Raw genomic sequence first — 12762 nt, 5'->3', positions numbered from 1 at the left:
GCTGCACCGCCGGCCCCGCACCACCGCCGGGCACCACACCGCACGGGGTCCGGCAACGCACCAGCGGCAGTACCCCGGCAGCCCGTAACCGGCAGACCGTCGTCGACCCTCCCACCGAAGGTGACCCGTGGACATCAAGACCGCCACCGCCCTCCGCCGCCTCCGCCTGGTCTCGGCCCCGGAGGCCGTGTCCTTCCTGATCCTCCTGCTCTGCTCGGTGCTGAAGCGGACCACGGACTTCAACGCGGTCCCCGTGATGGGCGCGGTCCACGGCGTCCTCTTCGTCCTGTACGTGATCTTCTGGGCGGACGCCTGGAACCGCGCCAAGTGGCCGCTCGGCACGGCGGCCCTCTACTTCGTGCTCTCGGTGCTGCCCACCGGCGGCTTCTTCGCCGAGCGCAAGCTGCGCCGGGAGGCCGAGGACGCCGTCATCGCCGCCCGGGCCCGTCAGGAAGGAACCGTGAACGCATGATCGTCGCCTTCTCCGTGACGCCCCTCGGCGTCGGCGAGGACGTGGGGGAGTACGTCGCCGACGCCGTGCGCGTGGTTCGCGCGTCGGGCCTGCCCCACCGCACCGACGCCATGTTCACCTCCGTCGAGGGCGAGTGGGACGAGGTCATGGACGTCGTGAAGCGTGCCGTGGCCGCCGTGGAGCGGCGCGCCCCGCGGGTGTCGCTCGTACTCAAGGCGGACATCCGGCCCGGCGTCACCGACGGGCTCACCTCCAAGGTGGAGACCGTCGAGCGCCACCTCGCCCAGTAGGCCCCGCCCGAGCCGAAACCCCGGTCTCCTGGACCGGGGTTTTTCCGTCCCCGCTCTTTGAGCGACCGCTCAAAAGGTGTACGTTCGGCGCCAGACGAATTGAGCAGTCGCTCAAACGCGCTGCTCGGGCGGGGGAGACACACATGGGGCTCTACGTAGAGGCGCACATCCGCGCCGACCTCGACGAGCTGTGGGCGCGCACCCAGGACCCCGCCCGGCACCAGCGCTGGGACCTGCGCTTCACGGAGATCCATTACCTCCCGCGCGCCGACGGCGAGCCCCAGCGCTTCCGGTACGCCACCCGTGTGCTGCCGTTCCTCACGGTCTCCGGCACCGGTGTCACCGCCGGCGAGAAGGAGCGCGCGGACGGCACCCGCACCTCCGCCCTGCGCTTCGCCTCCCCGCACCCGCTCTCCCTGATCGCCGAGGGCAGCGGCTACTGGCGCTACGTCCCCGACACCCAGGGCGTCCGCTTCCTCACCGGCTACGACTACCGCCCGCGCTGGGGCCCTCTCGGCACCCTCGCCGACCGCCTGCTGCTGCGCCCGCTCATGGGCTGGGCGACCGCCTGGTCCTTCGACCGGCTGCGGCTCTGGCTGGAACGCGGCATCACCCCGGAGCGCGCCCGCTGCCACTGGCTCGCCGAACTCGCCGTCCGCGCGCTCGTCCTCGCCCTCTGCCTGACCGCGCTCGGCCACGGCTCGCTGTCCGGCCCGCCCGGCCCCTTCGCCGACGCCCTCGCCTACCTGAGCCCGCCGCTGCTCCTGGTCGCCGTCTTCCTCGCCCTGTTCAAGGCGCCGCTCGCCGGCACCCCGGCCGCCCGCCGCTGCCTGCGCGCCCCCGCCACCCGCACCCGGGCCCCGCGCCTGCCGAGCACCCTGGAGAAGCACGGATGACCTCGATCTTCCAGACCGCGATGGGCCCCGCCTTCCACCGTCTGCACCCGGAGCTGCGCCGCCGCTTCTCGGTGGGCCTGGCGAGCGGCGAGGCGTGCACCGGCCGGGGCGTGATGGACCGGATCTGGCACGGGCCGGCGTTCGTGAAGCCGTTCCTCGCCCTCGGCGCCACCCGCCACATCCTCGTCCCGCGGGCCGGCCGGAACGTTCCCTTCGTCATCGAGAACGTGCCGTACACCGACCGCTTCGGCCGTGAGACGGTGAGCTTCGTGCGCACCTTCCTCCTGCCCGGCCGCGCCCGCCGCTTCGACGCGCAGATGGTGCTCGGACCCCGGGGCGACCGCGTCCTCGACTACCTCGGCACCCACCAGCACCTCGCCAGCGACCTGCACCTGGGCGCCGAGCCCGACGGCTCCCTGCTCATCCGCTCCGGGACGCACCGGTTCCGGGAGGGCCCGGTGGACGTCCGCGTCCCCGAGCTGGTCGGCGCCACCGCCGAGGTGCGCGAGTCCTACGACGAGACGGCCGGCCGCTTCCGGGTCCGGGTGCGCGTGGTGAACCGCTACGTCGGGCCGCTCTTCGGCTACGAGGGCTCCTTCACCGTGTCGTACGCCGACGTCCGCACCCGCGGTGTGCGGCCGGGACTGCGCCCGGTGCGGGAGGAGGCGCGCGCGTGAGCCCCGAAACCGCGAAGGCGCGGGAGACGAAGACCAGGCTGCTGGAGGGCGCGCTGCGGACGCTGACCGAGCAGGGCATCGCCGGGACCTCGGCCCGGGCGGTGGCGGCGGCGGCCGGCGTCAACCAGGCGCTGGTCTTCTACCACTTCGGATCGGTGGACGACCTGCTCGCCGCGGCCTGCCGGTACGGGGCGGAGCAGGCGGTGGCCCGGTACCGGGACCGGCTCGCCGCGGTCGGCTCGCTCTCCGAGCTGCTCGCCGTCGGCCGGGAGATCCACGAGCGGGAGCGGGCCGGCGGCCAGGTGGCCCTGCTCGGCCAGCTGCTGGCCGGCGCCCCGACCCACCCGGGCCTGGGCCCGGCCACCGCCGCCGGGCTGGACCTGTGGATCACCGAGATCGAGCAGGTGCTCGGGCGGGTGCTGGCGGCGACCCCGTTCGCGGAGTTCACCGATCCGGCGGGGCTGGCGCGGGCCGTGGCGGCGGCCTTCGTGGGCATCGAGCTGTACGAGGGGGTGGACGAGGCCGGGGCGGACGCGGCGCTCAAGGCCCTGGAGGACCTGGGCGCGCTGGTCGCCGCGGTCGAGACCCTGGGCCCGGTCGCCCAGCGGGCCGTACGGCACCAGCTGCGCCGGAGCAGGAGGTAGGACGTGCGTACGGGCGTCCATTCGTCCGGGTTACGGCCTTCCGCGGCGAAGTGTCCGGTGACCGAGGGCCGAGACGGAGCTGACCGGCATATGACCGGCCGGTAGGGTCTGAAGACGTGCCGAAGCCACTCAGCCTTCCGTTCGACCCCATCGCCCGCGCCGACGAGCTCTGGAAGCAGCGCTGGGGAAGCGTGCCGTCCATGGCCGCGATCACCTCCATCATGCGCGCCCAGCAGATCCTCCTCGCGGAGGTCGACGCGGTGGTCAAGCCGTACGGACTGACCTTCGCCCGCTACGAGGCGCTGGTGCTGCTCACCTTCTCCAAGGCCGGTGAGCTGCCGATGTCCAAGATCGGGGAGCGGCTGATGGTGCACCCGACGTCGGTGACGAACACCGTGGACCGCCTGGTCAGGTCCGGGCTGGTGGCCAAGCGCCCGAACCCCAACGACGGCCGCGGCACGCTCGCCGTCATCACCGACAAGGGCCGCGAGGTGGTCGACGCGGCCACCCGCGATCTGATGGCCATGGACTTCGGGCTCGGGGCGTACGACGCGGAGGAGTGCCGGGAGATCTTCGCGATGTTCCGCCCGCTGCGGATCGCGGCACACGACTTCGAGGACGAGTGACCCGGGGCAAGATCTCCCGGAAAGGGTCGTTACGCTCGACTCCATGAAAAAGAGCGTGCTGACCCGCTACCGCGTCCTGGCCTACACCACCGGTGTGCTGCTGGTGGTCCTCTGCCTGGGCATGATCGCGAAGTACGGGCTGGACATGAGCGGTGCCGCCGACTTCACGCGGGTGGTCGCCATCGCCCACGGCTGGCTGTACGTCGTCTACCTGGTCTTCGCTTTCGACCTGGGCTCCAAGGCGAAGTGGCCGGTCGGCAAGCAGCTGTGGGTGCTGCTCGCGGGCACCATCCCGACCGCCGCGTTCTTCGTCGAGCGGCGCATCAGTCGGGAGCTTCAGGAGCGGACCGCCGGCCAGGCGCCGGCCGTCGCCAAGGCGTAGCGACACCGCCGTACGGATGCCGTGCGGCGGTCTGCCATCGACATTTACTAGGACGTCCAAGTAAATTCGGGGGTATGGACGCTCACGCCATCGAGGAGGGCCGCCGTCGCTGGCAGGCCCGCTACGACGCCGCGCGCAAGCGCGACGCGGACTTCACGACGCTCTCCGGTGACCCCGTGGAGCCGGTCTACGGGCCACGACCTGGTGACACGTACGAGGGATTCGAGCGGATCGGCTGGCCCGGGGAGTACCCCTTCACGCGCGGGCTCCATCCGACCGGCTACCGCGGGCGGACCTGGACGATCCGCCAGTTCGCCGGTTTCGGCAACGCCGAGCAGACCAACGAGCGGTACAAGATGATCCTCGCCGCCGGCGGCGGGGGTCTGTCCGTCGCCTTCGACATGCCGACGCTGATGGGGCGCGACTCCGACGACCCGCGCGCGCTCGGCGAGGTCGGGCACTGCGGGGTCGCCATCGACTCGGCCGCCGACATGGAGGTGCTGTTCAAGGACATCCCGCTGGGGGAGGTGACGACCTCCATGACCATCAGCGGGCCGGCCGTGCCCGTGTTCTGCATGTACCTGGTCGCCGCCGAGCGCCAGGGCGTCGATCCCGGGGTGCTCAACGGCACGCTCCAGACCGACATCTTCAAGGAGTACATCGCCCAGAAGGAATGGCTCTTCCAGCCCGAGCCCCACCTGCGGCTGATCGGCGACCTGATGGAGCACTGCGCGGCGGGCATCCCGGCGTACAAGCCGCTGTCGGTCTCCGGGTACCACATCCGGGAGGCCGGGGCCACGGCCGCGCAGGAGCTGGCCTACACGCTGGCCGACGGGTTCGGGTACGTCGAGCTGGGCCTCAGCCGCGGAATGGACGTGGACGTCTTCGCCCCCGGCCTGTCCTTCTTCTTCGACGCGCACGTGGACTTCTTCGAGGAGATCGCCAAGTTCCGGGCGGCCCGGCGCATCTGGGCCCGCTGGATGCGCGACGTCTACGGCGCGCGGAGCGAGAAGGCGCAGTGGCTGCGCTTCCACACCCAGACCGCCGGGGTGTCGCTGACCGCGCAGCAGCCCTACAACAACGTGGTGCGTACGGCCGTGGAGGCGCTGGCCGCCGTGCTCGGCGGGACCAACTCGCTGCACACCAACGCCCTGGACGAGACCCTCGCGCTGCCCAGCGAGCAGGCCGCGGAGATCGCGCTGCGCACCCAGCAGGTGCTGATGGAGGAGACCGGGGTCGCCAACGTGGCCGACCCGCTGGGCGGTTCCTGGTACGTCGAGCAGCTCACCGACCGGATCGAGGCCGACGCGGAGAAGATCTTCGAGCGGATCAGGGAGCGGGGGCTGCGGGCCCACCCGGACGGGCGTCACCCGATCGGGCCCATCACCTCCGGCATCCTGCGCGGGATAGAGGACGGCTGGTTCACCGGCGAGATCGCCGAGTCCGCCTTCCGCTACCAGCAGTCGCTGGAGAAGGGCGACAAGAGGGTGGTGGGCGTCAACGTCCACACCGGGTCGGTGACCGGCGACCTGGAGATCCTGCGGGTCAGCCACGAGGTCGAGCGCGAACAGGTCCGCGCCCTCGCCGGGCGCAAGGCCGCCCGTGACGAGGGGACCGTGCGCTCCGCCCTCGACGGGATGCTGGCCGCGGCCCGCTCCGGGGCCAACATGATCGAGCCGATGCTGGACGCCGTACGCGCCGAGGCCACCCTGGGCGAGATCTGCGGCGTCCTGCGGGACGAGTGGGGGGTGTACACCGAGCCGCCCGGCTTCTGACCCGTCCGGCACCGCGCCGTTCCAGGGGCAGGCCCCCGGGACGGCGCGGAGCCGGGGCCTGCGAGCCCGGCATGACCGGGAGAGAGGCCCTAGGGGTTCCCGGCCGCCCCCGCCAGGCCCAGCACCAGGACCCGGGTGAAGTCGCGGACCCACTCCTCGTCCGCCGGCTTGCCGCTGACCAGGGTGCGGTGGACCACCGCGCCCGCGACCATGTCGAAGATCAGGTCCACCGTGCGGGCGGCCTCCCGCGGATCGGGTTCCGCCGGGAGTTCGCCGCGCCGCTGCGCCCGGGACCGGCCCAGCAGGACCAGGCGCATCTGCCGGTCCACGATGGAGGCGCGGATGCGCTCGCGCAGCGCCTCGTCGCGGGTGGACTCGGCGACCACGGCCATCAGCCCGCTCCGGGCCTCCGGGCGGGCGAGGATGGCCGCGAACTGGAGCACGACGCCCTCGATGTCGGCGGCGAGGCTGCCGCGGTCGGGGAGTTCCAGCTCGTCGAAGAGTTCCGCGACGGCGTCCACGACGAGTTCGTACTTGCCGGCCCAGCGGCGGTAGAGCGTGGTCTTCGCAACCCCGGCCCGGGTGGCGACGTCTCCCAGGGTGAGCTTGGACCAGCCCAGTTCGACGAGAGCCTCCCGGGTCGCGGCCAGGATCGCGGTGTCCGCGGCGGCGCTGCGCGGACGTCCGGTACGGCTGGCGGGGGTGCGGCTCTGCATCCTCCGACCATAACCGGCGGGTCCTGTGACGCCGTGAGGGAGATCACCGGCGCGTGGTGTCGCGCGGCCCCCTCCTGGCATTACGCTACGACTCGTAGCGAAAGCGCGTGCGGGACGTGCACGGGCGACGACTGCCAGGCGTGGGGTGGGGACCCGGCGCCGTACATCGTTTTTTTCACTTCGGGCGCCGGATCAGGGGAGGATAGACGCATGCAGCCACGGAACATGTCCATGAGCGGTGTCGTCGACCTCGCCGCGGTGAAGGCGGCCCAGGAGGCCAAGGCCAAGGCCGAGCAGGCGCGCGCCGAAGCGGCCCGGCAGGGCGGCACCGGTGCCGTCTCCCCGGCCGATCTCGTCATCGACGTCGATGAGGCGGGATTCGAGCAGGACGTCCTGCAGCGTTCCGCCGAAGTCCCCGTCGTCATCGACTTCTGGGCCGAGTGGTGTCAGCCCTGCAAGCAGCTGAGCCCGGTCCTGGAGCGGCTGGCCGTCGAGTACAACGGGCGCTTCCTGCTCGCCAAGATCGACGTCGACGCCAACCAGATGCTGATGCAGCAGTTCGGGATCCAGGGCATCCCGGCCGTGTTCGCCGTCGTCGCGGGCCAGGCCCTGCCGCTGTTCCAGGGCGCGGCCGGCGAGGAGCAGATCCGGCAGACCCTGGACCAGCTCGTGACCGTCGCCGAGCAGCGCTTCGGACTGACCGGCCTGACCGTCGACCCGGACGCCGAGCCGGGCGGTGCGGTGCCCTCCGCCGCGCCGGTTGAAGGCCCCTACGAAGCGGCGCTGAACGCCGCCGCGCAGGCGATGGACGCGGGCGACCTGGCCGGTGCCGTCCGGGCCTACCGGAACGTGCTGGCCGACGACCCGGCCCACCCGGAGGCCAAGCTGGGCCTCGCGCAGGCCGAGCTGCTCCAGCGGGTGCAGGACATGGACCCGCAGCGGGTGCGCAAGGAGGCCGCCGAGCGGCCCGCGGACACCGACGCCCAGATCGCCGCCGCCGACTTGGATCTGGTGGGCGGTCATGTCGAGGACGCATTCGGCCGGCTGATCGAGTCCGTGCAGCGCACGGCGGGCGACGACCGGGACGCCGTACGGCGCCGGCTGCTGGAACTGTTCGAGGTCGTGGGCCCGGACGACCCGCGCGTGGTGGGTGCGCGCCGGGCGCTGGCGCGCGCCCTGTTCTGACCAGTCGCTAAACGCCACGGCCCGTGATGCCGGGGTGAAAGATCCGTCAACGAGGCGTCACGGCGACCGCGCTTTGCCAAATCTTGGTAATCGCGGGCCGTGTTACTCGGAGTAAATCGAAGCCGTTGATCTGTCTGGATTCGTCCGGGGATCAACGGCTTTGCTCTGCCCTGTGATGGCACCGAGCGTCGCACTCCGAGACCGGTCGGCCATCCTCCGGTTATCCCGCCGTTACTAGCCAGTAACGAACCCCCTTGTGTCCGGGCCGAGAATGCACCACGATCGGCGACGCTCGGTCCATTCCCGTACCCCGGCAGCCGGCCGGGTCGCGGGAGACTCTGGGTCCCCACCGGGCAGAGCCGGCGGCAGTGGCGCCGGCTCTAGGGCAGGGGGGTCTTCGCCGGCCCGGCGAAGCCTGTCCAGCAAGGTTGTGCGTGATGCGTGTCAGGCGCGACCAGTGGTTGTCGCTCGGGGGTGATCGCCGGTGATTCGGGCGCGTTCCGCGCCTCCGAGTACGGGCGCTCTCCTTCCCGAGGACGTAGCACTTCTCCCATCCCTGCCCGGCTGAGCCGCCGACCGGGGGCGAATCCGGGCCAGGAGATGTACGTCCGAGAAGGAGGAAATATGGAGTCCCAGGTGCGTGGCGGGACCAGATGGAAGCGGTTCGCTGTGGTCATGGTGCCCAGCGTGGCCGCCACGGCGTGTATAGGCGTCGCACTCGCGCAGGGCGCTCTCGCGGCCTCGTTCAGCGTGTCGGGTCAGTCGTTCAAGGTGTCCGCCGACGAGCTCGTCGGTACGGGCTTCTCGCAGTACGGTGCCATCGACAGCGGTTACACGCTGGACGGCAAGAAGACGGCGCACCCGGTGGCCGTCTCCGCGTTCAAGCACGCCGAGATCACCAACCTGTGCCAGTCCGTGGTCACGCCCGACGTGCCGATCTTCGGCAACGTCAGCCTGATCCTGCGGGCCGGCGGCCAGGGCCACCCCAAGGTCCAGGCCGAGAACATCTACATCGACGTCGAGGACCTCAACGCCGACGCGGTGTTCAGCAACATCGACATCGGTGTGGCCGCGCGCGACGCCTCCAAGGGCCCGGGCATGAAGGGCGGGGGCGAGCAGGCGAACCCGTGGGGCTTCTCGCAGCAGGCCGACAAGGCGACGCTGACCGGCGTGAAGCAGACCGCGTGGGCGACCACGGCGGGCACCTTCAAGCTGAGCGGCCTGAAGATGTCGCTGTCGACGGGTGTCAAGGAGTGCTACTAGGCACTCGCTGACGGGCGGGGGGGGCCGGTGGCGCCTCCGCCCGTCCACACTCCGGCCGCGTCCTCGTGCGCGGCACACCTCACCACCACAGCAACGCCGCACCAGGGAGCTGTTTTCCATGAGCGCCGAGACTCCTGCCGCCGTACCCGGCCAGTTCACCCGCCGGAGGCTGCAGTTCCGCGCCTGGCGGGGCTCGCGTCCGTTCTGGGCCGGTCTGTTCGTCACGCTCGGCGGCTTTCTCATCCTGTACTTCCCGTACGCACACCTGCAGCTGGGCCACCTCAGCATGACGATGGGGACGCCCGGCGGTTCGAGTTCCCTGATCATCGGTGGACTGCTCATCGTCCTCGGGATCATCCTCTGGTTCCAGCAGCACATCCGGGTCTTCGCGGGTGTCGCGGCGATCCTGCTGGCACTGGTGTCCATTCCGCTCTCCAACGTCGGCGGCTTCATCGTCGGCTTCCTGTGCTCGCTGACCGGCGGGGCGATGGCCGTGGCCTGGGCGCCGGGCGCGTCCCGGCAGCCGCAGCCGCCGGCCGGTGCCGCCCCGGGCGAAGGCGGTGCCCCCGGCGCCGCTCCGGTGCCGCACCAGGGCGGGGAGGCGGTGCACGGCCAGGCCCCCTCCGGGCCGTACCCGGCGTGGGAGAGCGACCTGTCAGGAACGAACCCGGCCAACGGGGCGAACGGGAGGCACAGTGCCGGCTGACGAGGTGACCCGCGGGACCGATGTGGACGTGTCCCGCGCGAGAACCGGGCCCCGCCACGCGGCCCCCAGAAAGCCGCTGTTCACCAGGTTCCACATGCCCGCCGGGAAGGCCATAGCCTCCGTGGCGATGCCCACGGCCGTGCTCATGGGCATGGGGTTCACGTCCAGCTTCGCGCTGGCCGACAACAACGGCGGCCCGGCCCCGTCCACTCCGTCCTCCTCGGCCAAGAGCCTGACGGCCGACGAGTACAAGGACTGCGTCAAGGCGCTGGACGACTCCAAGGACGGTTCCGAGGACGACGCCAAGGACGGGTCCAAGGACGACGCCAAGGACGGGTCCAAGGACGGGGACGACGGCTCCGCGGACGGCTCCAAGGACACGGAGGACGGTTCCGGGGACACCTCGGCCTCGCCGTCGCCCTCCGCCCCGGACGGTACGGACGCGCCCTCGCCCTCGGCGACCGCCGACGGCGGCACGGCCGGGAAATCGGGAGGCACCTCTTCGCCGGATTCAGGTTCCGACGACGAGAAGGCCCCCGAGCCCACCGCGACCTCCGGTACGGGCACCTCCGGGTCCGGTTCGTCCGGCTCGGGTTCCTCCGGCTCCGGTGCCGACACGACCGTGCCGGCGCAGCCGCGGCCCCAGGGCGGCGGCGGGGGCCTCGACACCCTCGGCGACACGCTCGGCGACATCCTGACCGGTGGTCACCAGGACTCCCGGGCGCCCGCCACGACTCCGGCTCCGACGCCGACCGCGTCCCAGTCGCCGTCCGCCCCGGACACCACGCCGGCGGACACCACGCATAAGGACACCGCGCCCAAGGACACGTCGGGCAAGGGCACGTCCGCCGAGGACACGCCGGCCGGCGACACCGGCACCGGCACCGCCGAGAAGACCGGCAAGGACACCGCGGAGGACACCTCCGGGGACACCGGCAAGGGCACCTCCGGGGACACCGCGAAAGGCACCCCCGAGGACACCGGCAAGAAGGACGAGGGCACGGCCGGGGACGGCACCGGGCCGGCCGAGTCGGCCACGCCGAGCCCGTCCGCGAGCGAGTCCGCCTCCGCCGAGGACTGCCCGGTGGCCACGGACGCCGAGGGCGGTGTCGACAACAAGGTGCTGGTGGCGGACGACCCCTGGTACCTGAACGCCAGTTCCCTGCTCCTCAAGGGCGCCGACTACCAGGGCATCGTCGAGGTGCGCAAGGCCGACGGCACCACCAAGAAGGTGCTGAAGTACGTCATCACCGGTGGCACCGACATCGGGGACCTGCACCAGACGGTGCAGGACAAGCAGGCGGCCAGGACCTACCACGTCCAGGCCGCCAAGGGCTCCACGTCGACCATCACCGGCGGCGACACGGTGATGTACACCGAGAGCATCTCGGGCAACCTGTTCGGGCTGATCCCGGTGACGTTCAGCCCCGACAGCCCGCCCCCGCTGAACATCCCGCTGATCTACTTCACCCACGTCAAGGTGGTCCAGGCGGCCCAGTTCGGCGGCAACCTGCACGTGCCCGGCATGCACATGTACACGACCGACTGAGCGGTCGCACACACCTGTCCGGGAGCCGCGGGAACACCGGGGGCGCCCCCTGCCGCAGGGGGCGCCCCCGGTGCCGTATCCGGTCCGGTCAGACCTACTGGCCGCCCAGGTGGTGGACGCGCAGCAGGTTGGTGGTGCCGGCGACGCCGGGAGGCGAGCCGGCGGTGATGATGACGGTGTCGCCCGCGTCGAAGCGGCCCAGCTTGGCGATCTCCTGGTCCACCAGCTCGACCATCTCGTCCGTGGTGTTCACGAACGGCACGACGTGCGACTCGACGCCCCAGCTCAGGGTGAGCTGGTTGCGGGTGGCCTCGTCCGTGGTGAAGGCGATGATCGGCTGGGTCGCGCGGTAGCGGGAGAGCCGGCGCGCGGTGTCGCCGGACTGGGTGAAGGCGATCAGGCCCCGGCCGCCGAGGAAGTCGGCGATCTCGGCTGCCGCGCGGGCCACCGAACCGCCCTGCGTGCGCGGCTTCTTGCCCGGCACCAGCGGCTGGAGGCCCTTGGAGAGCAGCTCCTGCTCGGCGGCGGTGACGATCTTCGACATGGTCTTGACCGTCTCGACCGGATAGGCGCCCACGCTGGACTCGGCGGACAGCATGACCGCGTCGGCGCCGTCCAGGATCGCGTTGGCCACGTCGGAGGCCTCGGCGCGGGTCGGGCGGGAGTTGGTGATCATCGACTCCATCATCTGGGTCGCGACGATCACCGGCTTGGCGTTGCGCCGGCACAGCTCGATCAGGCGCTTCTGCACCATGGGGACCTTCTCGAGCGGGTACTCGACGGCGAGGTCACCGCGGGCGACCATCACGCCGTCGAACGCGAGGACGACGTCCTCCATGTTCTCCACCGCCTGCGGCTTCTCCACCTTGGCGATGACGGGGACGCGGCGGCCCTCCTCGTCCATGACGCGGTGGACGTCCTGGACGTCCTTGGCGTCCCGCACGAAGGACAGCGCGACCAGGTCGCAGCCCATCCGCAGGGCGAAGCGCAGGTCCTCGATGTCCTTCTCGCTCAGCGCGGGCACGTTGACGGCCGCGCCGGGCAGGTTGATGCCCTTGTGGTCGGAGACGACACCGCCCTCGATGACGATCGTCCGCACCCGCGGGCCCTCGACGTCCACGACCTTCAGCTCGACGTTGCCGTCGTTGATCAGGACCTGGTCGCCGCGCGACACGTCGCCCGGCAGCCCCTTGTACGTCGTGCCGCAGATGTGCTTGTCGCCCGGCACGTCCTCGGTCGTGATGACGAACTCGTCACCGCGCTCCAGCTCGACCGGACCCTCGGCGAAGGTCTCCAGCCGGATCTTCGGGCCCTGGAGGTCGGCGAGGACGCCGATGGGGCGGCCGGTCTCCTTGGAGGCGGCGCGGACGCGGTCGTACCGCGCCTGGTGCTCGGCGTGGGAGCCATGGCTGAAGTTGAACCGGGCAACGTTCATGCCCGCCTCGATCATGGCGACGAGCATCTCGTGGGAGTCGACCGCGGGGCCGAGAGTACAGACGATTTTCGAACGGCGCATGGAGCGATCCTATCGGTTTGTTTCGCTACGGAATATTCCGTCTGGCGGAAGATACAAATGAGTGC

14 protein-coding genes are annotated in these 12762 nt (G+C 71.4%); 12 read left to right on the top strand and 2 right to left on the bottom strand.

Going from position 1 to position 12762, the window contains the following annotated elements; translation table 11 throughout:
• Positions 1-127: 127 nt before the first annotated feature.
• The 8 genes from ACH4OA_RS27655 (at position 128) to ACH4OA_RS27620 (ending at position 5762) form a co-directional block, all read left to right on the top strand.
• The gene (locus ACH4OA_RS27655) at positions 128-472 is read left to right on the top strand and encodes a DUF3817 domain-containing protein (protein WP_365872146.1); all 345 of its coding nucleotides are present in this window, start codon (positions 128-130) and stop codon (positions 470-472) included.
• Positions 469-762, top strand: a complete 294-nt coding sequence (locus tag ACH4OA_RS27650) for an MTH1187 family thiamine-binding protein (RefSeq protein WP_397943601.1) — start codon at positions 469-471, stop codon at positions 760-762. The genes ACH4OA_RS27655 and ACH4OA_RS27650 overlap by 4 nt, the downstream gene beginning before the upstream one ends.
• Before the next feature lie 143 nt (positions 763-905).
• Positions 906-1658, top strand: coding sequence for a hypothetical protein (locus ACH4OA_RS27645; RefSeq protein ID WP_397948930.1), 753 nt, complete (start codon positions 906-908; stop codon positions 1656-1658).
• The gene (locus ACH4OA_RS27640; RefSeq protein WP_365872152.1) at positions 1655-2335 is read left to right on the top strand and encodes a DUF4166 domain-containing protein; all 681 of its coding nucleotides are present in this window, start codon (positions 1655-1657) and stop codon (positions 2333-2335) included. Before ACH4OA_RS27645 ends, ACH4OA_RS27640 begins: the two co-directional genes overlap by 4 nt.
• Positions 2332-2979 (top strand): TetR/AcrR family transcriptional regulator, encoded by a 648-nt coding sequence (locus ACH4OA_RS27635; RefSeq protein WP_365872154.1) that lies wholly within the window; start codon positions 2332-2334, stop codon positions 2977-2979. The genes ACH4OA_RS27640 and ACH4OA_RS27635 overlap by 4 nt, the downstream gene beginning before the upstream one ends.
• A gap of 116 nt (positions 2980-3095) precedes the next feature.
• Complete coding sequence (locus ACH4OA_RS27630; RefSeq protein WP_365872156.1) at positions 3096-3605, top strand: MarR family transcriptional regulator; 510 nt, start codon at positions 3096-3098, stop codon at positions 3603-3605.
• Between the two features lie 43 nt (positions 3606-3648).
• Positions 3649-3987, top strand: a complete 339-nt coding sequence (locus ACH4OA_RS27625) for a DUF3817 domain-containing protein (RefSeq protein ID WP_365872158.1) — start codon at positions 3649-3651, stop codon at positions 3985-3987.
• A 74-nt stretch (positions 3988-4061) separates the two neighbouring features.
• On the top strand, positions 4062-5762 hold the full coding sequence (locus tag ACH4OA_RS27620) for a methylmalonyl-CoA mutase (RefSeq protein WP_397943606.1): 1701 nt from the start codon (positions 4062-4064) through the stop codon (positions 5760-5762).
• Positions 5763-5851: 89 nt separating this feature from the next.
• On the opposite strand, the gene ACH4OA_RS27615 is transcribed toward ACH4OA_RS27620, so the two are convergent.
• Complete coding sequence (locus ACH4OA_RS27615; RefSeq protein ID WP_397943608.1) at positions 5852-6478, bottom strand: TetR/AcrR family transcriptional regulator; 627 nt, start codon at positions 6476-6478, stop codon at positions 5852-5854.
• Positions 6479-6688: 210 nt separating this feature from the next.
• Between ACH4OA_RS27615 and ACH4OA_RS27610 the strand changes: the two genes are divergently transcribed.
• From ACH4OA_RS27610 to ACH4OA_RS27595, 4 genes are all read left to right on the top strand, one after another.
• Positions 6689-7663, top strand: coding sequence for a tetratricopeptide repeat protein (locus tag ACH4OA_RS27610; RefSeq protein ID WP_397971710.1), 975 nt, complete (start codon positions 6689-6691; stop codon positions 7661-7663).
• A gap of 624 nt (positions 7664-8287) precedes the next feature.
• Positions 8288-8926 (top strand): DUF6230 family protein, encoded by a 639-nt coding sequence (locus ACH4OA_RS27605; RefSeq protein ID WP_365878944.1) that lies wholly within the window; start codon positions 8288-8290, stop codon positions 8924-8926.
• Between the two features lie 118 nt (positions 8927-9044).
• The gene (locus tag ACH4OA_RS27600; protein WP_365878942.1) at positions 9045-9632 is read left to right on the top strand and encodes a DUF6114 domain-containing protein; all 588 of its coding nucleotides are present in this window, start codon (positions 9045-9047) and stop codon (positions 9630-9632) included.
• Between the two features lie 94 nt (positions 9633-9726).
• Positions 9727-11181, top strand: coding sequence for a hypothetical protein (locus ACH4OA_RS27595; RefSeq protein WP_397971708.1), 1455 nt, complete (start codon positions 9727-9729; stop codon positions 11179-11181).
• 94 nt (positions 11182-11275) lie between these two features.
• Here ACH4OA_RS27595 and pyk read toward each other — a convergent pair whose 3' ends face one another.
• Positions 11276-12697 carry a pyruvate kinase gene (gene pyk / locus ACH4OA_RS27590; RefSeq protein ID WP_365878938.1) on the bottom strand — a complete coding sequence of 474 codons (1422 nt, stop codon included), beginning with the start codon at positions 12695-12697 and terminating at the stop codon, positions 11276-11278.
• Positions 12698-12762: the final 65 nt, after the last annotated feature.

Origin of the sequence: Streptomyces sp. NPDC017095, from assembly GCF_044332325.1 — a bacterium.
In the GTDB taxonomy this organism is placed as follows: Bacteria; Actinomycetota; Actinomycetes; order Streptomycetales; family Streptomycetaceae; genus Streptomyces.
Note: the sequence above shows the minus strand (reverse complement) of the source record. Positions and strands in the feature narration are given on the sequence as shown.

Excerpts from the sequence above, each read along its gene's own strand:
- ACH4OA_RS27650 (WP_397943601.1), top strand. The coding sequence starts at position 469 with ATGATCGTCGCCTTCTCCGTGACGCCCCTCGGCGTCGGCGAGGACGTG.
- ACH4OA_RS27645 (WP_397948930.1), top strand. The coding sequence starts at position 906 with ATGGGGCTCTACGTAGAGGCGCACATCCGCGCCGACCTCGACGAGCTG.
- ACH4OA_RS27640 (WP_365872152.1), top strand. The coding sequence starts at position 1,655 with ATGACCTCGATCTTCCAGACCGCGATGGGCCCCGCCTTCCACCGTCTG.
- ACH4OA_RS27625 (WP_365872158.1), top strand. The coding sequence starts at position 3,649 with ATGAAAAAGAGCGTGCTGACCCGCTACCGCGTCCTGGCCTACACCACC.
- ACH4OA_RS27620 (WP_397943606.1), top strand. The coding sequence starts at position 4,062 with ATGGACGCTCACGCCATCGAGGAGGGCCGCCGTCGCTGGCAGGCCCGC.
- ACH4OA_RS27615 (WP_397943608.1), bottom strand. The coding sequence starts at position 6,478 with ATGCAGAGCCGCACCCCCGCCAGCCGTACCGGACGTCCGCGCAGCGCC.
- ACH4OA_RS27610 (WP_397971710.1), top strand. The coding sequence starts at position 6,689 with ATGCAGCCACGGAACATGTCCATGAGCGGTGTCGTCGACCTCGCCGCG.
- ACH4OA_RS27605 (WP_365878944.1), top strand. The coding sequence starts at position 8,288 with ATGGAGTCCCAGGTGCGTGGCGGGACCAGATGGAAGCGGTTCGCTGTG.
- ACH4OA_RS27600 (WP_365878942.1), top strand. The coding sequence starts at position 9,045 with ATGAGCGCCGAGACTCCTGCCGCCGTACCCGGCCAGTTCACCCGCCGG.
- ACH4OA_RS27595 (WP_397971708.1), top strand. The coding sequence starts at position 9,727 with ATGCCCGCCGGGAAGGCCATAGCCTCCGTGGCGATGCCCACGGCCGTG.
- pyk (WP_365878938.1), bottom strand. The coding sequence starts at position 12,697 with ATGCGCCGTTCGAAAATCGTCTGTACTCTCGGCCCCGCGGTCGACTCC.